The organism is Streptomyces roseoviridis (genome assembly GCF_039535235.1).
Lineage (GTDB): Bacteria > Actinomycetota > Actinomycetes > Streptomycetales > Streptomycetaceae > Streptomyces > Streptomyces roseoviridis.
Map to the genome: position 1 here is coordinate 4,431,997 of NZ_BAAAWU010000001.1, position 21,346 is coordinate 4,453,342.

General features: G+C 72.4%; 19 protein-coding genes. 8 read left to right on the top strand and 11 right to left on the bottom strand.

Going from position 1 to position 21,346, the window contains the following annotated elements:
• Positions 1 to 39 precede the first annotated feature (39 nt).
• A complete protein-coding gene (locus tag ABD954_RS20150; RefSeq protein WP_345487470.1) occupies positions 40 to 1,566 on the top strand; it encodes an MFS transporter in 1,527 nt (508 codons plus the stop codon).
• An 83-nt stretch (positions 1,567 to 1,649) separates the two neighbouring features.
• Here the strand turns inward: ABD954_RS20150 and ABD954_RS20155 are convergent, their stop codons facing one another.
• Positions 1,650 to 2,714: a proline-rich domain-containing protein gene (locus tag ABD954_RS20155; RefSeq protein WP_345487472.1), complete on the bottom strand. Its 1,065-nt coding sequence runs from the start codon at positions 2,712 to 2,714 to the stop codon at positions 1,650 to 1,652.
• A 422-nt stretch (positions 2,715 to 3,136) separates the two neighbouring features.
• Between ABD954_RS20155 and ABD954_RS20160 the strand changes: the two genes are divergently transcribed.
• The gene (locus ABD954_RS20160) at positions 3,137 to 4,498 is read left to right on the top strand and encodes a tetratricopeptide repeat-containing glycosyltransferase (RefSeq protein ID WP_345487474.1); all 1,362 of its coding nucleotides are present in this window, start codon (positions 3,137 to 3,139) and stop codon (positions 4,496 to 4,498) included.
• 10 nt (positions 4,499 to 4,508) lie between these two features.
• Positions 4,509 to 4,793, top strand: coding sequence for a hypothetical protein (locus tag ABD954_RS20165; protein ID WP_345487476.1), 285 nt, complete (start codon positions 4,509 to 4,511; stop codon positions 4,791 to 4,793).
• A 33-nt stretch (positions 4,794 to 4,826) separates the two neighbouring features.
• Here the strand turns inward: ABD954_RS20165 and ABD954_RS20170 are convergent, their stop codons facing one another.
• The 3 genes from ABD954_RS20170 to ABD954_RS20180 form a co-directional block, all read right to left on the bottom strand.
• Entirely contained in the window at positions 4,827 to 5,606 is a 780-nt protein-coding gene (locus tag ABD954_RS20170) for a DUF6227 family protein (RefSeq protein WP_345487478.1), read from the bottom strand.
• Between the two features lie 170 nt (positions 5,607 to 5,776).
• The gene (locus tag ABD954_RS20175; RefSeq protein WP_345487480.1) at positions 5,777 to 6,898 is read right to left on the bottom strand and encodes a P1 family peptidase; all 1,122 of its coding nucleotides are present in this window, start codon (positions 6,896 to 6,898) and stop codon (positions 5,777 to 5,779) included.
• Positions 6,899 to 6,947: 49 nt separating this feature from the next.
• Positions 6,948 to 8,132, bottom strand: coding sequence for a low temperature requirement protein A (locus ABD954_RS20180; RefSeq protein WP_345487482.1), 1,185 nt, complete (start codon positions 8,130 to 8,132; stop codon positions 6,948 to 6,950).
• A gap of 145 nt (positions 8,133 to 8,277) precedes the next feature.
• Here ABD954_RS20180 and ABD954_RS20185 point away from each other — a divergent pair, with 145 nt between their 5' ends.
• On the top strand, positions 8,278 to 8,493 hold the full coding sequence (locus tag ABD954_RS20185) for a hypothetical protein (protein WP_345487484.1): 216 nt from the start codon (positions 8,278 to 8,280) through the stop codon (positions 8,491 to 8,493).
• A gap of 19 nt (positions 8,494 to 8,512) precedes the next feature.
• Here the strand turns inward: ABD954_RS20185 and mscL are convergent, their stop codons facing one another.
• The 6 genes from mscL to ABD954_RS20215 form a co-directional block, all read right to left on the bottom strand.
• Complete coding sequence (mscL, locus tag ABD954_RS20190) at positions 8,513 to 9,028, bottom strand: large conductance mechanosensitive channel protein MscL (RefSeq protein ID WP_345487486.1); 516 nt, start codon at positions 9,026 to 9,028, stop codon at positions 8,513 to 8,515.
• A 111-nt stretch (positions 9,029 to 9,139) separates the two neighbouring features.
• Positions 9,140 to 9,679, bottom strand: coding sequence for a hypothetical protein (locus ABD954_RS20195; RefSeq protein WP_345487488.1), 540 nt, complete (start codon positions 9,677 to 9,679; stop codon positions 9,140 to 9,142).
• A gap of 255 nt (positions 9,680 to 9,934) precedes the next feature.
• Positions 9,935 to 10,807: an S-methyl-5'-thioadenosine phosphorylase gene (locus ABD954_RS20200; RefSeq protein ID WP_345487490.1), complete on the bottom strand. Its 873-nt coding sequence runs from the start codon at positions 10,805 to 10,807 to the stop codon at positions 9,935 to 9,937.
• Between the two features lie 90 nt (positions 10,808 to 10,897).
• The gene (locus ABD954_RS20205; RefSeq protein WP_345487492.1) at positions 10,898 to 11,212 is read right to left on the bottom strand and encodes an FmdB family zinc ribbon protein; all 315 of its coding nucleotides are present in this window, start codon (positions 11,210 to 11,212) and stop codon (positions 10,898 to 10,900) included.
• A gap of 68 nt (positions 11,213 to 11,280) precedes the next feature.
• Complete coding sequence (locus ABD954_RS20210) at positions 11,281 to 12,561, bottom strand: MFS transporter (RefSeq protein WP_345487494.1); 1,281 nt, start codon at positions 12,559 to 12,561, stop codon at positions 11,281 to 11,283.
• A 246-nt stretch (positions 12,562 to 12,807) separates the two neighbouring features.
• A complete protein-coding gene (locus tag ABD954_RS20215; protein WP_345487496.1) occupies positions 12,808 to 14,430 on the bottom strand; it encodes a potassium/proton antiporter in 1,623 nt (540 codons plus the stop codon).
• 225 nt (positions 14,431 to 14,655) lie between these two features.
• On the opposite strand from ABD954_RS20215, the gene ABD954_RS20220 reads away from it, so the two are divergent.
• Entirely contained in the window at positions 14,656 to 17,385 is a 2,730-nt protein-coding gene (locus tag ABD954_RS20220; protein ID WP_345487497.1) for a penicillin acylase family protein, read from the top strand.
• 339 nt (positions 17,386 to 17,724) lie between these two features.
• Here ABD954_RS20220 and ABD954_RS20225 read toward each other — a convergent pair whose 3' ends face one another.
• Complete coding sequence (locus ABD954_RS20225; protein WP_345487499.1) at positions 17,725 to 18,330, bottom strand: 5-formyltetrahydrofolate cyclo-ligase; 606 nt, start codon at positions 18,328 to 18,330, stop codon at positions 17,725 to 17,727.
• A 143-nt stretch (positions 18,331 to 18,473) separates the two neighbouring features.
• Here ABD954_RS20225 and galU point away from each other — a divergent pair, with 143 nt between their 5' ends.
• From galU to moaC, 3 genes are read left to right on the top strand one after another with little or no spacing between them, the layout of a single operon-like run.
• Positions 18,474 to 19,373 carry a UTP--glucose-1-phosphate uridylyltransferase GalU gene (galU, locus tag ABD954_RS20230; protein ID WP_345487501.1) on the top strand — a complete coding sequence of 300 codons (900 nt, stop codon included), beginning with the start codon at positions 18,474 to 18,476 and terminating at the stop codon, positions 19,371 to 19,373.
• Complete coding sequence (gene glp, locus ABD954_RS20235; RefSeq protein ID WP_425584043.1) at positions 19,354 to 20,739, top strand: molybdotransferase-like divisome protein Glp; 1,386 nt, start codon at positions 19,354 to 19,356, stop codon at positions 20,737 to 20,739. Before galU ends, glp begins: the two co-directional genes overlap by 20 nt.
• Before the next feature lie 57 nt (positions 20,740 to 20,796).
• Positions 20,797 to 21,282 carry a cyclic pyranopterin monophosphate synthase MoaC gene (moaC, locus tag ABD954_RS20240; RefSeq protein ID WP_345487503.1) on the top strand — a complete coding sequence of 162 codons (486 nt, stop codon included), beginning with the start codon at positions 20,797 to 20,799 and terminating at the stop codon, positions 21,280 to 21,282.
• The last annotated feature ends 64 nt before the right edge of the window (positions 21,283 to 21,346 follow it).

A 21,346-nucleotide genomic window follows, 5' to 3' on the forward strand; every position in this document is an offset into this window, starting at 1 on the left:
AGGACGCGACCTGACCTATATCCCCTCTACGTTTCCCGCATGAGTTCACACGACGCCGTCATGGATGCGGCCACCACCGACAAGAGGCGCTGGATCGCCCTCGCGATCGTCATGACCGCCGCCTTCATGGACCTGGTCGACGCCACGATCGTCAACATCGCGATCCCCAGCATCGAGCGGGACCTCGGCGCCTCGTTCGGCGCGATCCAGTGGATCACCGCCGGTTACGCGCTGGCGTTCGCCGCCGGCCTGATCACCGGCGGCCGGCTCGGTGACATCTACGGCCGCAAGCGCCTCTTCCTCCTCGGAACGGCGGGCTTCACCCTCGCCTCGGCGCTGTGCGGCTTCGCCGCCGGCCCGGAGATGCTGGTCGGCTCGCGTCTCCTCCAGGGCGTGGCGGCGGCGATGATGGTGCCGCAGGTGCTGTCGATCGTGCACGTGACCTTCCCGGCGCACGAGCGCGGCAAGGTCTTCGGCCTGTTCGGCGCCATCGTCGGCCTCGGCGCGGTCTCGGGCCCGCTGCTCGGCGCGCTGCTGACGCAGTGGAACATCGCGGGCCTCGAGTGGCGGCCGATCTTCCTGATCAACCTGCCGGTGGGAATCGCCGCCCTGATCCTCGGCCGCAAGTTCATCATCGAGTCGAAGGCGCCGAAGGCGCTCCGCCTCGACCTGGTCGGCGTGGCGATGGTGACGGTGGCGCTGCTGATGCTGATCTACCCGCTGACGCGCGGCCGCGAGCTGGGCTGGCCGCTGTGGGGCCACCTGATGATGGCCGGCAGCCTCGTCGTGTTCGCCGCCCTCGTCGCGTACGAGAAGTACAAGACCCGGAAGGACGGTTCGCCGCTCGTCGAGCTGTCGCTGTTCCGCGTGAAGAGCTTCGCGGCGGGCATCGCGGTGCAGCTGACGTTCGGCGTGGTGATGGGCATCTTCTTCCTGGTCTGGACGCTGTACATGCAGATCGGGCTCGGCTGGAGCCCGCTCAGGGCCGGTCTGACGGGCGTGCCGTTCTCGATCGCGGTCTCGCTGGCGGCGGGGCTGTCGGTCCAGCAGCTGGTGCCGCGCTTCGGCCGCAAGGTGCTCCAGGCGGGCGCCCTGACCATGGCGGCGGGCATCCTCCTGTACTTCTTCGTCTCGGGCCGCTACGGGTCGGGCATCGACCCGTGGCAGATGATCCTGCCGCTGGTGGTGATGGGGCTCGGCATGGGCCTGATCGTGGCCCCGCTGACGGACGCGGTGCTGTCGGAGGTGCCGCGCGAGCACGCCGGTTCGGCCTCGGGCCTGATCAACACGACCGGACAGATGGGCAACGCGCTGGGTCTCGGCCTGGTGTCGGTGGTGTTCTTCGGCACGATCGACGAGGAGCGGCTGGCGGCGGCTCCGGCGGAGACGGGCGCGGCGTTCATCGACGCGTTCCAGAACTCGCTGGGCTGGGCGGCGCTGGTGCTGGCCGGCATCTTCCTGGTCATGTTCGCGCTGCCGGCGAAGCCGAAGCAGCACGTCGAGGGCGCGGTGGAGGAACCGGCTGAGCCGACCGAGCCGGTGAAGGAACCGGCGCTGGCGGGCTGAAGGGCGCCGCGAGGGCGGCAGCACACCGCAGGACACCGCAGGACACCGAAGGGCCCCGGGCGCACCCGGGGCCCTTCGCCGTGTCACCTGTTGGGAGAAGCGCCCGGGGGCAGGGCGCGCACGAACTTGTTCGCGCGGAGCGCCGCCGGGGTGGGTGTCGTCTGCTGGAACCAGGGCTGGTTCCAGATGAAGTTGGCCCCCGCGGTGTTGCCCATCGTCTGCCACACCTGCCCGGTGGTCGTCACGATCTTGACGAAGGCCGTCATGCCCTGGTCCGCGAAGGCCACGCCGCAGGCGTTGCCGGGGAAGCCGGGATTGGCGGGGTCGGCCATGGTCCCGACCGCGTTGGTGAGGTCCTGCCAGACGATCAGGGCACCCGGTGAGGGCGCCCTGCCGACGTACACGCGTCCGCCGGTGAGGACTGCCTGCTGGTCCTCGGCGTTCGAGGGGGCGTAGAGGTCGATGTCGGAACAGGGCCCGGTCGCGCCCGTGGCCCCGGTGGCCCCGGTGGGTCCCGTGGGGCCGGTAGGTCCAGTGGGCCCCGTGGGGCCGGTGGGTCCCGTGGGGCCGGTAGGTCCAGTGGGTCCGGTGAGCCCGGCGGCCCCCGTCGCTCCGGTAGCCCCCGTCGCTCCGGTGGGCCCGGTCGGGCCGGTGGGCCCCGTGCCACCTGTGGGCCCCGTCGGTCCGGTCGGTCCGGTCGGTCCGGTCGGTCCCGTCGGTCCGGTCGGTCCGACCTCGCAAGGGTCGTGGCCGTCGCCCGTGAACGGGACGGCCCGCAGGAAGCGGCTGCCCGGCAACGAACCGATCTTGTCGTCCAGGAACTGCTGGAGGCCCTCGGGCACCGGCGACCCCTGGGGGCCACGCGGCCCCTGCTCCCACGGCGGGGGGCCCTGCTGTTCCCAGGGCGGCGGTCCCTGCGACTCGCCGTGCGGCGGGGGCCCCTGCGGATCGCCGTGCGGCGGCGGGCCCTCCTGCTCCCACGGCGGCGGGCCTTCCTGTTCCCAGGGCGGCGGTCCCTGCGGCTCGCCGTGCGGCGGCCGGTCCTCGCACTCGTCGTCGGTCACGGGCCCGGCCGTCGCGACGCCGGACCGGCCGTCGGCCACCGGGTCGCCCCACGCGGCCGCCGAGGGCGTAAGGCCCGTCAGCACCAGAGCGACCGACGCGATCGCACCACCGTTCAACCAGCCACGCCGCCGTGGCAGCGGGCCGAGCGGGGACCGGGGACGGGAGCGGGACCGATCCCTTGGATCAGGACGCATGCATGCTCCTTCCTCCGCCGGCCGTCACGAGCCGGCGCGAGAGACACGAGTGATGAACAGGAGTGATGACCGGAAAGCGTCGGATGAGCTTCCTTTCTGATCATCGGATCGCACCTGCGAAGCCTTGATGGGTCCGGGGCTCTCTCCACGCCATGGCGTATTCGCTCCAGCCGTATGGATGCGTACGCGAAGGCGAACCCGGGTGGGCGAGTCGGCGTGCCGTCGCCGCGCCCGTAACGGCCGTGCGTACGGTCGCCCCCGACCGATCCACCGGAAGCGGGGTTGCCGTGCGGCCGTCCATCTGCTTGTGCATGATCGTCAAGAACGAGGCCGCGGTCATCGAACGGTGCCTCACCTCAGTCCGGCCCCTGGTGGACACATGGGTGGTGTCCGACACCGGTTCCACCGACGGCACGCAGGACCTGATCCGCGCCGCTCTCCAGGGCATCCCCGGCGAACTCCGCGAGGAGCCCTGGGTGGACTTCGGTCACAACCGGAGCCTGAACATCGCTCGTGCCCGTGGCCGCGCCGACTACCTGCTCCTCCTCGACGCCGACCACGTCCTGCACCAGGACGGCCCGCTGCCGGAGCTGACCGCCGACGCCTATCTGCTGCGGCACCGGGGTGCCCTGGAGTACCGGATCAAACGCCTGGTCAGGGGCGATCTTCCCTGGCGCTACGAAGGCGTCACCCACGAGTACCTGACCGCGGACCGCGACCACGTCCAGCAGAACCTGGACGCACTCGTCGTCGAGGATCACGCCGACGGCGGCTCGCGCCACGACAAGTTCGAACGCGACGCCCGCCTCCTGCGCGCCGAACTCGCCCGCGACCCGTCCAACCCCCGTACCGTCTTCTACCTCGCCCAGACCCTGCGCGACTCCGGCGGCCGGGCGAAGGAGGCGGCCGCCCTGTACGAGCGACGCGCGGCCATGGGCGGCTGGGGCGAGGAGGTCTACTACTCCCTCCTCCAGGCGGGCGTCCTCGCCGCCGCGTCCGGCGACTGGCCGACCGCGCAGGACGCGTTCGTACGGGCCTGGGAGTCCCGGCCGCAGCGCCTGGAGGCGTGTTACGAGCTGGCCTCGGGCCTGCGGAGGATGAACCGTCACCACGCCGCCCACGCGATCGTCTCGTCCGTCCTCGACCGTCCGCAGCCGGCCGAGGACGTGCTGTTCCTCCAGCCGTGGGTGTACCGCTGGGGGCTGCTGTTCGAGTACTCGATCACCGCCTACTGGGTCGGCGACCACCAGGCATCGCTCGCCGCCTGCGACCGGCTGCTCGGCCTGCCGGACCTGCCCGCCCCCTACCGGCAACAGACCCGGGCGAACCGCGAGTTCGCCCTGGCGAAGCTCGCCGTCCCCCGAACCCCCCTCCCCGCCTCTTCCCTACCCCCTGTCCCCGCTGCGCCCGCCGCCCTGGATCCTGCGTCTTCCTCGGCCCCCGTCTCCACTGCCGCCTGCGCCCCGGGCGCCACCCCCATCCCGGATGCCACCCCCGTCCCGGGGCCCGCGTCTTCCCCGGCCTCCGTCTCCACTGCCGCCTGCGCCTCGGATCCCACCCCCGCCCGGGGGCCCGCGTTTTCCCCGGCTCCAGCGCCCGCCCCAACCCCCGGCTCCGCTGCCACGTCCCTGGGACCCGCCCCGGACAGCGTGTCCGCCGCCCTCCGCGCCTGAGGAGCCGACCATGGAAACTCCCGCCTCCGTGAGACACCGCGCCACCGGCCCCACCGGCCCCATCGTCTCTGCCGGCCTCACCGGCCGCTCGGGCGCCGCAGGCCCGGCCGGGACGGCGGGTCCAGGCCCGGGCGCCGAACCCCGCCTCTGGCTGGTCGTCCCGGCCGGTGCGGCGGACCCGCTGGGCGCCCTCCCGGCCGCCCGGGCCGGCGTCCTGCGCGCCCGTTACACCGCCACCGGCACCGAGCGGCTGACCGGCGTGACGGTCGCGCTGCTCGTCCGCAGGCCCCGCTGACCGGGCCTCCTTGCAGGCCCGGCCGCGAGGGCGTCAGCGCACCCGGGAACGGGACTCCATCGCCTCGCGCGCCGCGCGCTCGTCCTCGTACACCTCGCACATGTGGCGGCCGTCCGGCGTCGCCGTGTGCTCGACCTCCCACAGGCTGACCTCGCTGCCGTCCAGCAGCAGGAACTGGTGCTCGTAGAGGGTGAAGCCGGCGTCCCGGCCCGCGTCCACGGGACACTGGCGCCCGAAAGCCTGCGTGATGTGGTGCGCGAACGCGAGCCGCAGCCGCCGGGCGGTCGCCTCACCCGGCCGGTCCGCGTTCTCCGCCCGGCGCAGCACCCGGCGGGCGTGGTCTGCGGAGTTGTCCGGCACGTACATCCGGGGCTGGGCCGGTATCGGGCGGGCCAGGAGCGCGCTGAGCAGCTCCAGGTCGCCGTCCTCCTCGGCCGGCGTGCCGTCGGCGTTCTCGGCGGTCCAGCCGAGCGAGGGGCCGGCCGGCAGCCGGGAGGCCGCGAGCCGTACCTCCGCCTCCTCCGCGTACAGCTCGTGCTGCTCCGCCCCGTCCCGGCCGGAGTTGTGCACCAGCTCCCAGAGGCTGAGCGCGGCGCCGTCGGGGAGCAGGTAGGTGTGGCGGTAGGTGGTGCGGTGCAGCGACGCACTGTGGTGCGAGGAGTACAGCGCACTGGAGTGGGCGAGCGCCGTCTCCAGGCGCTCGATCAGGGAGTCGGGCAGGTCGAAGGAGTTGAGCGCCCGGCCGAGGAGGCGCTCAAGGTGGGTCTCGGTCGTCTCGAAAGGATCGTGAGAATGATCCCGCGGATCGTTCAAGAGGGTCTCCAGGCCGTCGCCACATGTCACTTGGTGCTTGCTTAACGTAGTCCCTGGGTCTGACATCGTGTCCGGCGTTCGGGAAAACGATCGGGGGCAAGCGGGGAGTTCCCGCACCCTTCGTTCATCCGTCAACTCCCTTTGGTATACCGGCAGTCGCATGGCCGGGGCTAGTCGCGCGACACCGTCCCGTACAGCTCCCGGTACGCGGGGAACTCCCCGCCCGGCCCCGACACCCCCTCAGACGGCGCGAGGACCGCCTGGACGATGGCCCGGGTGACGGTGTCCGCGCCCGCCGCGAGGAGGTCGTTGAGGGCCAGCGGACCGGGCGGCGACCCCGGCGCGGAGGGCAGCTCGCGCGCCCCCGTCGCGAGCGCGAACACGGTGTCGCCGTCGTTCAGGAGATGCACCGGACGGACCGCGCGCGCGATGCCGTCGTGCGCCGTCCCCGCGAGCTTCTGCGCCTGCGCGCGGGTCAGCGCCGCGTCGGTCGCGACCACCGCGAGCGTGGTGTTCAGAGGCGGTGGGGAGAACCTCTCCCGCGCCTCGGCGAGCCGCCGCAGCGCCTCCCCGTGGACGACCGGATCGGGATACGAGGGCCGTCCGCCGGCGAAGTAGCTGCCGTACGGCACTCCCGTCTCCGGGTCGACCGCCGAACCGACCGCGTTGACCACGACCAGCGCCCCGACCGTGATCCCCGACTCCAGGACCGTGCTCGCCGTCCCCACCCCGCCCCTGAGCCCGCCGACCACGGCCCCCGTCCCCGCCCCCACCGCGCCCGTCTCCACGCGCGCGTGCGGCCCGCTCGCGGCGGCCGCCACCACGGCTGCCCGGCCCGTCGAGGCGTCCGGCCGGGCACCGAAGTCGCCGCCTCTGCCCAGGTCGAAGACGCAGGCCGCGGGCACCACCGGCACCACGTGCGCCGGGTCCGGCCCCACCCGCACCCCTCGCCCGTGCTCCTCCAGCCAGGCCATCACCCCGCCCGCCGAGTCGAGCCCGTACGCGCTGCCGCCGGTCAGGACCACGGCGTCGATCCGCTGGACGACGTTACGGGGGTCCAGCGCGTCCGTCTCCCGCGTGCCGGGGCCACCGCCCCGCACGTCCACGGCGGCCACCACACCGCCCTCGGGGGCGAGAACCACCGTCGTGCCGGATAGCGCCCGGTCACCCGGCACCCGCGCGTGGCCGACCCGGAGGCCCGCCACATCGGTGAGCCCGTCGTGGAGGGGGCGGTGACCGGTGCCGTCACGGGGGTCGCCGGCCCGCTGCCTGATGTCCTGCTGCTCCGTCATGCCCCTTGCCTAGCACGGAGTCCCGGCGCACGGACCCGGAGGCGCAGCCTCAGTGGCGGGTGTCGGTGGTGCGGCGCGTCGCCGGGTTGGTGGCCGTGAGGGTCACCCCCACCGCCACGGCCGCGGCGGCCACGAGTCCGGCCGCGAGGACCGCCCAGTGCCCGGCGAACGTGCACATCAGGATCACCAGTGCCGCCAACGGCAGCACCGACTGCTGGGCGATGCCGACCTTGAAGTAGCGGGCGTGAAGGAGCCAGACGCACAGCAGGAACAGGGCCGTCGGAACGGTCACGGCGGACGACGCGGTGAGCGTCGACACGTGCGCCTTGCCGACCGCCTCTTCGACCGCGATCTCGAGGCCCGCGCCGATCGCGGCCGCCGTGGTGAAGATCAGGTAGTGGCCGTAGCCCCACAGGAAGCCCTGCCGGTTGGACGTGAGCCGGTCGTGCGCGGGCACCACGAAGTAGATCCACCAGGCGGCGAAGACGATCAGCAGGCCGCCGACGGCGACCGGCAGCACCTCACCGAGCGCGTCGTTCTCCGTCACGCCCGACTTCACGGCCACCGTGGCCGCCGCGATCGACTCGCCCAGCACGATGATCGTGAACAGCCCGTAGCGCTCGGCGATGTGGTGCGGATGCCACTGCGTCGTGACGTCCCTCTCCGCGAACACCGGAACGGCCAGCTCGGCCAGCGCCATCACCAGGAACACCCACGGCCGCGCGTCCTCCGGCGCGAAGAGCAGCGCTGTCCACCCGGCCTGGCAGGCCACCACCCCGCCCGCGTACCGCCGGCACATCGTCCGCTCGCCGGCGTCCGCGGCGTGGTGCGCGGCCCGCAGCCACTGCGAGGACAGCGCCAGCCGCATGACGACGTAGCCGATGTAGACCACCAGGAAGTCGTGGCCGTCGAAGGCGCGCGACACCCCGGCGGCCAGGACCAGGACGCCGGCGATCTGCACGAGGGTGAGGACCCGGTAGAGCACGTCGTCGTTGTCGTACGCGGAGGCGAACCAGGTGAAGTTCATCCAGGCCCACCAGATGGCCCAGAAGACCATCGCGTAGTTCAGGATCCCCTCCCCGGCGTGCCCCTCGGCGACGGCATGCACCAGCTCCGCGCCGGCTTGCGCCACGGCCACGACGAAACAGAGGTCGAAGAACAGCTCCAGCGGCGTGGCGGCCCGGTGCGCCTCGTCACGGGACCGGGCGGTGAGGGGGAGGAAGGGGTGAGTCATGCTCCACAGGACAGCAGACCCGGCCCGCGCGAGCCCGCCGCGACACCACGGGCGTGACCCCTCTCGACGCGAACGATCACTGCTCCGGCCCGGACCGCCGCAGATCACAGGGGTGCGCGAGAGGATCCGGGCGTACGCTTGAGACATGAGCACCGCCCCCGCCCACGGACCGCGAACAGCGAAGCAGTCCGACTCTGCATCCCCCTCGCAACCCAAGCCGGCACTGATCTTCGACGATCCACTGGACCAGCAGTCCGCGGACGACACGGACCGCGGGTGGGGCGAGCGGCCTCCCTCCGGCGGCGACAGCGCCGCCGACCTTGCGCGCTTCCTCGACGAGAAGCCGCCGCACCACCTCTGACGCCGACGCGAGCCGTCGGTCAGGAGGTGGAGTGCGTCCCCGTGCCCCCGCCGGCCGGCGTGTGCGTCCCCGTGTTGTTCACGGACGGGCCCCGCTGGGAGACCAGGTGGTCGCGGATCTCCTTGAGGACCTCCAGCTCGCTGACCTCGATCGTCTCCTGGACGCCTTCCTTCTCCTTCTCCTGCGCCGCGCGCCTGGCGAGGATCCTGGCCATCGGCAGGACCATCAGGAAGTAGACGACGGCGGCCGTGATCAGGAAGCTGAGGACGGCGCTGAGCACCAGGCCCCACTGGATCTGGATGCCCTGCATCTCGCCGTCCACGACCCGGCAGGGTGCCTTCAGACAGGAGGCGTAGCCCTCCAGGGCCTTCGTCCCGAAGGCGCCCACGACGGGGTTGATGATTCCCTTGACCACCGAGTTCACGATGTTGGTGAACGCGGCACCGATGACGACCGCGACCGCCAGGTCGATCACGTTCCCGCGCATCAGGAAGGCTTTGAAGCCTTCCAGCAGACTTTCCTTCTTCTCGGCCACCAAGGTGCCTTTCGTCGCGTGTGCAGTGTGCGGAGCCATTACGCCGCGCGCGGCGCAGAGGCGTCCAATCCGTACACACGGGACGGTTACTTGACAGGCCGTCCGTGCGAATCAGCACAGTGTCACCGCCAGTTGGGACGTGAGACCCGCACCGGCGAGAGCCGTGGCCGTCGACCGCGGTACGGACAGGACGACCAACGCCCCGCCGTCCGGACGAGTCTCGCCCGCCCGCGGCACTTCGGCCACCCGGGCGGCCGAGGCCACCACACGGGCCTCGCCCGCCGGGCCGGCCGGCGAGTGCGGCGCGGCGATCACGTCCACGCGGTCGCCGGGCCGCAGCAGCCGCACGGTCGCCGCGTCGGCGATCCGCACCGGGGCCGCCACGAGCCGTGGGGCCGCAGCCGCCCGCTGCGGCTCTCGCGCGGACGGCGGGGGCGGCTGCGGCACGGGGTCGTCGGCACCCGCGACGCCCGTCGCCGCCAGCGCGGCCGCCGTCATCGCCAGCACAGCCGCCGGCGTCCGCCGCCGGCGGCGCAGCGCCCGGCGCAGCCGCAGCCTTCCGCCGCGCACGCGCAGCGGATCGAACTGCGGCACTCCGCACGGCGTGGGCACGGAGGTGCGGGTGTGGGGGAAGCAGGAGTGTGTGGTCATGAGCGCAACCGCCTGTCGTGAACACGGGTCGTTCGCCGGACCGTCCGGCGGACCGTGTTCACCGTGCCTCAGCCGCCGAGATCCCGCTCGGGCCTGTGGACAACCGGCCGGTTGTGCATAACTTCCTCACCCGGGCGAGCGATTGCCTCGTCGGCGGGCGGTCGGCGACGCTTGAGCCGGTCCGGTCCACGCCGGCGGCCCGCCCCACGGTCGCCCGGGGCCCGGGCCGTCCGAGCGGCTGCCGGCCCCGGTCGCTCAGGGCAGTGCGATCCCCAGGTCCCACCCGTCGTGGGCCCGGGTGCACAGGCAGTCCCGGTCGAGGGTCGAGGGGAGCGCGCCCACCGCGTCGAAGAGCACGTCGCGCAGCCGGCCCACGTTCTCGCCGAACACCCGCAGGACCTCGGTGTGCGAGACCCCGTCCCCGGTCTCCGCACCGGCGTCCAGATCCGTCACGAGTGCGAGGGAGGTGTAGCAGAGTCCCAGTTCCCGGGCGAGGACGGCCTCGGGGTGGCCGGTCATGCCGACCACCGACCAGCCCGCGGCCGCGTGCCAGCGCGATTCGGCGCGCGTCGAGAAGCGGGGCCCCTCGACGACGACCAGCGTGCCGCCGTCGACCGGCTCCCAGCCCCGCCCTCGCGCGGCCTTCAGGGCCACCCGGCGGCCCTCCGGGCAGTAGGGGTCGGCGAAGGTCATGTGGACCACGTTCGGTATGGCGCCGCCCCACGCCTCCGGAAGCGGTTCCCCGTCGAAGTAGGTCTGCGCGCGGGCCTTCGTCCGGTCGACCAGCTGGTCGGGCACGACGAGGGTGCCGGGGCCGTACTCCTCGCGCAGTCCGCCCACGGCACAGGGCCCGAGGACTTGGCGCACGCCGACCGAGCGCAGGGCCCAGAGGTTGGCGCGGTAGTTGATCCGGTGCGGCGGCACGTGGTGGCCGCGGCCGTGCCGGGGGAGGAAGGCCACCCGCCGGCCGGCGACCTCGCCGAGGAAGAGGGAGTCGCTGGGGCTGCCGTACGGGGTGTCGACCGACACCTCGGTCACCTCGTCCAGGAAGGAGTAGAAGCCCGAGCCGCCGATCACGCCGATGTCCGCGTAAGAGTCCGCCCGCTGGGCCGTCATATGGGTCGCCATGACGGTCACCCTAGGTGCTGTCTCCCCGTCCGGAGCAACGCCGAATGCCCTGCCGATCGGATCGACAGGGCATGGGCGAAGAGAGCTGGATCAGGCGGCCGAGGTGGAGCTCGACGAGGTCGAGGCCGACGACGACGTGGACGACTCCGAGGAGGAGGCCGACGAAGAAGAGGACGACGACGAAGCCGAGGAGGACTTCGACGAGGCCGGCGAGCTGCTGGACGACGAGCCGCGGCTGTCGTTCCGGTAGAAGCCGGAGCCCTTGAACACGATGCCGACCGCGGAGAACACCTTCTTCAGGCGTCCCTTGCAGCTCGGGCACTCGGTCAGAGCGTCATCAGTGAACTTCTGCACCGCCTCGAGGCCCTCGCCGCACTCGGTGCACTGGTACTGGTAGGTCGGCACTTGTCTTCCTCCTGGCACTCACACTCATCGAGTGCTAACGACGATCCATAGTGACGCATTCCGCGGGTTCAGTCCACCGACACGGGAACTCGGTGACCGATACCACGTGCCGCGACCCGGCTCGGGATGTGGGGGCGCAGCCGCGAGCGGAGGGCGACCAGGGTGACGAGGGCGAGCACCGTGCCCGCCATCGGCACCAGGAATCCGGTGCTGGCGCCGTGGGCGTCGGCCAGTCGGCCGGCGACCGTGACGGCCGCGGCCTGGCCCAGCGCCACGGCGCCGGTCAGCCAGGTGAAGGCCTCGGTGCGGGCGGAGGCCGGGACCAGGGTCTCGACGATCGTGTAGCCGGTGATCAGGGCCGGGGCGATGCACAGACCCACGACCAGGCCGAGGGCGCCGAGCAGCAGGACCGAGTGCACGGACCAGAGAAGGGAGGCGGCGACGGTGAGACCGGCGTAGCCGAGGATCAGGCGGCGGCGGGGGCCGATCTTCCAGGCGATGGCGCCCATGGCGATGCCGGCGAGCATGTTGCCGGCGGCGAAGACGCCGTACAGCAGACCGTTGGCGCCGGGGTTGCCGATCTCCTCGGTGAAGGCGGTGAGCGAGACCTGCATGCCTCCGAAGACCGAGCCGATGCCGAGGAAGGCGATGGCGAGGACCCGGACGCCCGGGATGGACAGGGCCGAGCGGTGCGGCTCGGCGCCGGTCCGGCCGGCCTCGGCGCTCAGGCCGTGGGCGGGCTGGGTGCGGCGCTGGGCGGCGAAGAACAGGCCGCCGACCAGGGTGAGCGCGGCCTCGGCGATCAGGCCGGCGGCCGGGTGCACTCCGGTGCACAGGGCGGTCGCGAGGACCGGGCCCACGACGAAGGTGAACTCGTCCGTCACCGACTCGAAGGCGGCGGCGGTCGGCATCAGGGGCGTGCCGTCCAGCTTCGCGGCCCAGCGGGCCCGGACCATCGGGCCGACCTGCGGCACGGAGGCGCCGGAGGGGATGGCGGCGAGGAACAGGGCCCACAGCGGGGCGCCGGCCAGGGCTAGGGCGACGAGAAGGGAGACGGAGGCGGTGTGGATGAGCACGCCGGGCACGAGGACGGCGCGCTGGCCGAAGCGGTCGGCGAGCTTGCCGCTCTGCGGGGCGAACAGCGCCATGGAGACGCCGGTGGCGGCGGCGACGGCACCGGCGCTGCCGTAGGAGCCGGTGGTGTGCTGGACGAGCAGGACGATGCCGATGGTCAGCATCGCGAACGGCTGCCGGGCGGCGAAGCCCGGGAGGAGGAAGGAGAGCGCACCGGGGGTACGGAGCAGCTGTCCGTAGCCGGTCCGCTTCTCGGAGACGACCGTGGACGCCACGGTCCTTGCCTTTCTGCCGCCTGGTAGCGGGCCCGGGCACGGTGGTGCCGGCTTCGCCGAGAGCTGTCCTCTTGCGCGGAACTGCGGTAGATACCGGGGCCCACTGCGGGGGGCGCCTCGGCCGCCATACGGTCGCGCCAGCTCTGCGTCAGGCAGAGTTGGTTCGATCAGGTGTGCCTTCATGGTACAGGGAAGGGCGTCTTCCCGCCTGGGAAAACGCCCTCGCACCCGAATTGATGCCTCGGATTAACCGGATGTTCGCCGAGGCCGGTCCTTGAGGGGGTGCCGGAGGAGGCCCTGGGAGCGGTTCCGGTCGCCTGCGGCGGTGGCGCCGCCGGTGCCGAGCCAGCCGGCCAGCTTGCCGCCCTGGCCGACGGCGCGCAGCCGGCGTTCGGCGGCGTCCCGGACCGGGTCGGTGGCGACGACGAGCAGTTCGTCGCCGCGGCGCAGCACGGTGGCGGGGCCGGGGACGAAGCTCTTCTCGTCCCGAACGACGAGGGTGACGGCGGCGCCGGCGGGCAGCCGGAGCTCGGCGACCTCGACGCCGTGCATCTTGGAGCCCTCCGGGATCGCCACGGACAGCAGGTGGCCGCGCAGCCGCTCCAGGGGGGCGGACTCGACGCCCAGGTCGGCGGCCTCGGCCTGGTCGCCGAGGCGGAGCGCCTTGGCCAGCCAGGGCAGTGTCGGGCCCTGGACCAGGGTGTAGACGACGACCAGCACGAAGACGATGTTGAAGATCCGTTCGCTGCCCTCGATCCCGGACACCATCGGGATGGTGGCGAGGATGATGGGGACGGCTCCGCGCAGGCCGGCCCAGGACATCAGGGCCTGTTCCTGCCAGGGAATGCGGAAGGGAAGGAGACTGAGGTAGACCTCCAGCGGTCGGGCGACCACCGTGAGGACGAGGCCGATGACGATGGCCGGCCAGAAGTCGTCGACGAGCTTGTGGGGCGTGACGAGCAGGCCGAGCAGGACGAACATGCCGATCTGCGCGATCCAGCCGAGTCCCTCGGCGAAGCCGCGGTTGGCCGGGGCGTGCGGCAGCTTGGCGTTGCCGAGCACCATCGAGGCGAGGTAGACGGCGAGGAAGCCGGAGCCGTGGGCCATGGCGCCGGCCGCGTAGGCGACCACGGCGATGGCCATGACGGCGATGGGGTAGAGGCCGGAGGCGGGCAGGGCGACGTGGCGCAGCCCGTAGGCGCCGGCGAAGCCGACGGCGAGGCCGACGGCGGCGCCGATGGCGAGTTCCAGGGCGATCTCGCCGACGAGCACGTACCAGGCGTCGACATGGCCGACGGTGGAGAAGGCGACGACGAGGATGACGACGGGTGCGTCGTTGAAGCCGGACTCCGCCTCCAAAACGCCGGTGACCCGGGAGGGCAGCGGCACCTTGCGCAGGACGGAGAACACGGCGGCGGCGTCGGTCGAGGAGACGACGGCGCCGATGATGAGGGCCTGCTGCCATGCCAGGCCGACGAGGTAGTGCGCGGCCGCGGCCGTGACGCCCACACTCACCGCGACACCGACGGTCGACAGTACGGCCGCCGCCGGCAACGCGGGTTTGATCTCCTTCCACTTGGTGCCCAGGCCACCCTCGGCCAGGATCACCACCAGTGCGGCATAGCCGATCACCTGGGTCAGTTCGGCGTTGTCGAAGGCGACGTTGCCGATGCCGTCCTGCCCGATGGCGACCCCGATCCCGAGGTAGAGCAGAAGGCTCGGAAGCCCGCTCCGGGACGAGATCCGCACCGCCGCGACAGCGATGAGCAGCACGAGCGAGCAGATGAGCAGGAGTTCGTTGAGCTGGTGGACAGTCAGTGGCCGTTCCTTCCCCTTGCATGGTGACGGCACATGCATGCGTCGGCACATGGTGTGGGCATATGACGTGAATCGACGGCCGGATCGTTCCTCCAGCCACCACACTTCGTTACCTTACCTAATCTTTAACGCTTTCTTGACGCCTCCTTGGTGTCCGATCGCACGCCAGTGCGCATCAGTACGGTTCTCTTCCTGACACCGCGTCCGGGCCCCCGGGACGCTGCGCCTAAGGTTGCTCCCGTACTCCAGGACCACCCTGCCCCTCGAAGGACAGCGATGCCCTCCAACACGACCGCGCCCCCCGCCAAGAAGAAGGGGCGGCGTGCCCGCCTGATCGTCCTCGTCCTGGTCCTCGCTCTGGTCGCGGGCGTCGGATACGGGGCGTACTGGGGCGTCAGCACCGTCCGGGGTTCGTTCCCGCAGACCACGGGGACCATCCGGATCGACGCGCTCACCGGCCCGGTCGAGGTCAAACGCGACGCCCACGGCGTCCCGCAGATCTACGCCGACAACGAGGCCGACCTCTTCCGCGCCCAGGGCTACGTCCAGGCGCAGGACCGCTTCTACGAGATGGACGTCCGCCGTCACATGACGGCCGGCCGCCTCTCGGAGATGTTCGGCAAGAGCCAGGTGGGCACCGACGCCTTCCTGCGTACGCTGGGCTGGCGCCGCGTCGCGCAGCAGGAGTACGACAAGGTCCTGTCGGCGGAGACCAAGAAGAACCTCCAGGCATACGCCGAGGGTGTCAACGCCTATCTCAAGGACCGGGACCCCTCCGACATCTCCGTCGAGTACGCGGCCCTGGCCTTCAGCAACGACTACGCCATCGAGCCGTGGACCCCGGTGGACTCCGTGGCCTGGCTCAAGGCCATGGCCTGGGACCTGCGCGGCAACATGCAGGACGAGATCGACCGCTCCCTCATGACCAGCCGGCTGACCTCCGCCCAGATCAAGGACCTCTACCCCGGCTACCCGTACGAACTGCACCAGCCGATCGTCGACAAGGGCGCCGTCGACAAGATCACCGGCAAGTTCGACCCGGCGGCCGAGGCCGAGGACACCGACGGGACCACCGGCGGCGGTGGCGACGCCGCCCAGGGCGTCCAGTCCCAGCTCGCCGCGCTCTCCGACACCCTCGACGAGATCCCGGCCCTCCTCGGCCCCAACGGCAACGGCATCGGCTCGAACTCCTGGGTGGTCTCGGGCAGGTACACGACCTCCGGCAAGCCGCTGCTCGCCAACGACCCGCACCTCGCCCCGATGCTGCCGTCCCTCTGGTACCAGATGGGCCTGCACTGCCGCACCGTCTCGGCCACCTGCCGTTACGACGTCGCCGGCTACACCTTCTCCGGCACGCCCGGCGTGATCATCGGACACAACGACTCCATCGCCTGGGGCTTCACCAACCTCGGTGCCGACGTCACCGACCTCTACCTGGAGAAGATCGGCACCGACGGCTATGTCGTCGACGGCAAGGTCAAGCCGTTCACGACCCGCGAGGAGACCATCAAGGTCGCCGGCGGCGGGAACCGCACCATCACCGTCCGCGCCACCGAACACGGGCCGCTGCTCTCCGACCGCTCCACCGAGCTGGAGAAGGTCGGCCAGAAGGCCCCCGTCGGCAACGCCGCCCCCGACCGCGGCACCGGCTACGGCGTCTCCCTGCGCTGGACCGCCCTGCAGCCCGGCAAGTCGATGGACGCCGTCTTCGAACTCAACCGCGCCAAGGACTTCAAGAGCTTCCGGGCCGCCGCCAAGAACTTCGAGGTCCCCTCCCAGAACCTGATCTACGCCGACACCGCGGGCCACATCGGCTACCAGGCGCCCGGCAAGATCCCCGTCCGCACCAAGGCCAAGGGCTACGACGGCACCCTGCCCGCGCCGGGCTGGGACTCCTCGTACGACTGGAAGGGCTACATCCCCTTCGACGAGCTGCCCTACGAGTACGACCCCGAGCGCGGCTACATCGTCACCGCCAACCAGGCCGTCGTCGACGAGAAGAAGTACCCCCACCTGCTCACCCGTGACTGGGGCTACGGCTCGCGCAGCCAGCGCATCCACGACCTCATCGAGTCGAAGACCAAGGACGGCGGGAAGATCTCGCCGGACGACATGCGGACCATGCAGATGGACAACCGCAGCGAGATCGCGACCCTCCTCAACCCCCTCCTGCTGAAGATCGACATCGCCGACCCGCAGGTCCGCGAGGCGCAGAAGCTGCTCGAGGGCTGGGACTACACCCAGGAGCCCGACTCGGCCGCCGCCGCGTACTTCAACGCCGTCTGGCGCAACGTCCTCAAGCTCGCCTTCGGGGAGAAGCTGCCCAAGGAACTGCGCGTCAAGGGCGAGTGCATCACCGTCCGCCTGGCCGACTCCACCGCCCCCGTCGACGAGCAGAACAAGCCGGTCCGCGAGTGCGGCGAGCGCGCCCCCGACTCCGCGCAGCCGGACGGCGGCGACCGCTGGTACGAGGTGGTCCGCCCGCTCCTCAAGCAGGAGAAGAACGAGTGGTGGAAGACGCCGGGCGACCGGCTCAACGCCCCCACCGAGACCCGTGACCAGCTGCTCGCCCAGGCCATGAAGGACGCCCGCTGGGAGCTGACCGCCAAGCTCGGCAAGGACGTCTCCACCTGGAGCTGGGGCCGGCTGCACCAGCTGACCCTGGAGAACCAGACCCTCGGCACCGCGGGCCCCGGCTTCGTCCAGTCGCTCCTCAACCGCGGCCCGTGGAACCTGGGCGGCGGCGAGGCCGCGGTCAACGCGACCGGCTGGAACGCGGCCGGCGGCTACGAGGTGATCTGGGTGCCGTCGATGCGCATGGTCGTCAACGTCGGCGACTGGGACAGGTCCCGCTGGATCAACCTCAGCGGCGCCTCGGGCCACGCCTTCCACAGCAACTACACCGACCAGACGGAGCTGTGGGCGAAGGGCGAGCTGCTCGACTGGGCCTACGGGAAGGCGGCCGTGGAAGCCGCCACCCGGGAGACCCTGACGCTCCAGCCGTAGGGGACCCGGCGCCGGACCTGGGACGACCCCGGCGCCGGACTCCCGGCAGGCCGCTCGGCGCCGGACCCGGGCAGGCCGCTCGGCGCCGGACCCGGGCAGGCCGCTCGGCGCCGGACCCGGGCAGGCCGCTCGGCGCCGGACCCGGGCAGGCCGCTCGGCGCCGGACCCGGGCAGGCCGCTCGGCGCCGGACCCGGGCAGGCCGCTCGACGCAGGCCCCGACAGGCCCCTCGGCGCCGGACCCCGGGCAGGCCGCTCGGCGCCGGACTCCCGGCAGGCCGCTCGGCGCCGGGCCCCGGGCAGGCCCTCGCCGCCTGCCCTCCGGGCGCCGGCGCCGGCTCTCAGCGCTCGAAGCGCCGGACCCACTCCGGGGTCACCACCGCGTGCACGGGGTGGTCGTGCGGTTCCTCCGGGACCCGCGGGACCACCTCGTTCGCGTACAGGAGCACCACCAGCGCCGGATCGGCGCCCGCCCGGGAGAGCCGGGCGAGGACCCGGTCGTACGAGCCGCCGCCCCGGCCCAGACGCATCCCGCGCCCGTCGACCGCGAGCCCCGGCAGCAGCACCGCGTCCGCCCCGACGACGGCCTCGGGCCCCAGCCGCGCTCCGACCGGTTCGAGCAGCCCCCGGCCCGCCCTGGCCAGCGACCCGGCCCCCTCGTACGGTGCCCAGTCCAGGTCGTTGTCCGGCAGCAGCACCGGCAGCAGGACCCGTACGCCCCGCGCGCGCAGCGTGTCGAGCAGCGCACGCGTGCCCGGCTCACGCCCCACCGAGACGTACGCCGCCACCGTCCCCGCGTCCGCCAGCTCGGCGAGCTCCAGAGCGTGGTCCGCGAGCAGCCCCGCGGCACGCTCGGTGTCCTCGGCGGTCAGCGCGGCACGGGCGGTCAGCAGGGCACGGCGCAACAGCGCCTTCTCTGACGATTCCTCACGCTCATGGGCAGTCACGGCGGCTCGGGTTCCTCTGCGATCGGGCGGGAGCGGTACGAGAGCGGAGGAGACCGCGGGAGACGGGCGAAGCCGAGGGCATCCCGGCCATCCCACCGCTTTCCCCGTATTCCTTCCCATACCGAACGGCTAGGGTGCTCCGCATGACTCAGACGCCGTCCCTCACCAAGGCTGTCATCCCCGCCGCCGGCCTCGGCACCCGGTTTCTCCCGGCCACGAAGGCGACGCCGAAGGAGATGCTGCCGGTCGTGGACAAGCCGGCGATCCAGTACGTCGTGGAGGAGGCCGTCGCGGCCGGACTCTCCGACGTCCTGATGATCACCGGCCGCAACAAGCGGCCGCTCGAGGACCACTTCGACCGGAACTACGAGCTCGAGGAGGCGCTGGCCCGCAAGGGCGACGAGGAACGCCTCGCCAAGGTCCGGGAGTCCAACGACCTGGCCACCATGCACTACGTGCGCCAGGGCGCCCCCCGGGGCCTCGGCCACGCGGTGCTGTGCGCCGCCCCGCACGTCGGCGACCAGCCGTTCGCCGTCCTCCTCGGCGACGACCTGATCGACCCGCGCGACCCGCTGCTGGCCCGCATGGTCGAGGTGCGTGAACGGTTCGGCGGCAGCGTGATCGCGCTCATGGAGGTCGACCCCGCGCAGATCCACCTCTACGGCTGCGCCGCCGTCGGCCCGACCACCGAGTCGGACGTGGTGAAGGTGACGGGCCTGGTGGAGAAGCCGGAGCCGGCCGAGGCGCCCAGCAACCTCGCCGTCATCGGCCGTTACGTCCTCGACCCGGCCGTCTTCGCCATACTGCGGGAGACCGGGCCCGGCCGCGGCGGCGAGATCCAGCTGACCGACGCCCTGCAGAAGCTCGTCCAGGACGAGCGGGTCGGCGGACCCGTCCACGGCGTCGTCTTCAAGGGCCGCCGCTACGACACCGGAGACCGTGGCGACTATCTGCGTGCCATTGTCAGACTGGCGTGCGAACGTGAAGACCTGGGGCCGGACTTCCGGACCTGGCTCCGCAGTTATGTCAGCGAGGGGATGTAGCACCTTGAGCAGCAGCGGTACGGCACCGTCGGCCCACGGCCACTCCGGCGAGGGGCCCGGCGACCCCTGCGCGGGCCCGGCCCGCGGCCTGTGGTCCGTCGACGAGCACCTCGACGACATCCTGGCGGCGGTCGCCCCGCTCGAACCCATCGAGCTCCAGCTGCCCGACGCCCAGGGATGCGTCCTCGTCGAGGACGTCACGGTGCCGGTCGCCCTGCCGCCCTTCGACAACAGCTCCATGGACGGATACGCGGTGCGGGTCGCCGACGTGGCCGGGGCGAGCGAGGAGTTCCCCGCCGTCCTGACCGTGATCGGCGACGTGGCGGCGGGAGCCGGCGGACTGCCCGAGGTCGGCCCCGGCCAGGCCGCCCGCATCATGACCGGTGCCCCGCTGCCGCCCGGCGCCGAGGCCGTCGTCCCCGTCGAATGGACCGACGGCGGTACGGGCGATGGCGCGGCCGGCGCCATGCGCCCGGCCAGTGCGGCACCCGAGGGCGCGGCCGGTGAGGTCCGCGTCCACCGCGCCGCCGAGGCCCGCGCCCACGTCCGCGCCCGGGGCAGCGACGTCAGCGCGGGCGAGCTGGCCCTGGCGGCCGGCACGCTCCTCGGACCGCCGCAGATCGGCCTGCTCGCGGCGATCGGCCGCGGCACCGTGCGGGTGCGTCCCCGCCCGCGGGTGGTCGTGATCTCCACCGGAAGCGAGCTCACCCAGCCCGGCGAGCCGCTGACCGAGGGCCGGATCTACGACTCCAACAGCTTCGCCCTCGCCGCCGCCGCCCGCGACGCCGGAGCCCTCGCCTACCGGGTCCCGGCCGTCGCCGACGACGCCGAGTCGCTGCGCGCGGCCATCGACGACCAGCTGATCCGCGCCGACCTGATCGTCACCACGGGCGGCGTCAGCGTGGGGGCGTACGACGTGGTGAAGGAGGCGCTGACGGCGGACGGCGAGGTCGACTTCCGCAAGCTGGCGATGCAGCCGGGCAAGCCGCAGGGCTTCGGCATGATCGGCCCCGACCACATCCCGCTGCTGGCACTGCCGGGCAACCCGGTCTCCTCCTATGTGTCCTTCGAGCTCTTCGTGCGCCCCGCGATCCGCGCCCTGATGGGCCTGGCCGACCGGCCCGACAGCCGGCGGCCCCGGGTCCGCGCCGTGCTGGGGGCCGACCGGCCGCTGTCCTCGCCGGAGGGCCGGCGCCAGTTCCTGCGCGGGACGTACGACGCCGAATCGGGCACCGTCACCCCTGTGGGCGGCTCCGGATCCCACCTGATCGCGGCCCTCGCCCACGCGGACGCGCTGCTCGTCGTACCGGAGGAGGTGACCGCGGTGGAGCCCGGCACGGAGCTCGAAGTGGTCCTCCTCGGCTGAGCGGGCCATGGTGGGGGTACGGTGTCGTCCCACACAGCGACCGGGAGTGTCACCGCCATGAGCACGCAGCAAGGACTCACCCACATCGACGAGGCGGGGGCGGCCCGCATGGTCGACGTCTCCGGCAAGGACGTCACGGCCCGCACCGCGCGGGCCAGTGGACGCGTCCTGGTCTCGCCGCGCGTGATCGAGCTGCTGCGCGGCGAGGGCGTGCCGAAGGGCGACGCGCTCGCCACCGCCCGCATCGCCGGGATCATGGGCGCGAAGAAGACCCCGGACCTCATCCCGCTCTGCCACCCGCTGGCCGTCTCGGGCGTCACGCTGGACCTGACGGTCGCCGACGACGCGGTGGAGATCCTGGCCACGGTGAAGACCACGGACCGCACCGGCGTGGAGATGGAGGCCCTGACGGCCGTGTCCGTGGCGGCGCTGACCGTCGTCGACATGGTGAAGGCGGTCGACAAGGGCGCGGTCATCTCCGACGTACGGGTGGAGGAGAAGACCGGAGGCAAGTCCGGCCACTGGACGCGGAGCGCGTCGTGACGCGCGCGGGCAAGGTGGCCGGGGCCCACGAGCACGACGGGCACGGGCACGGCGGGCACGAGCC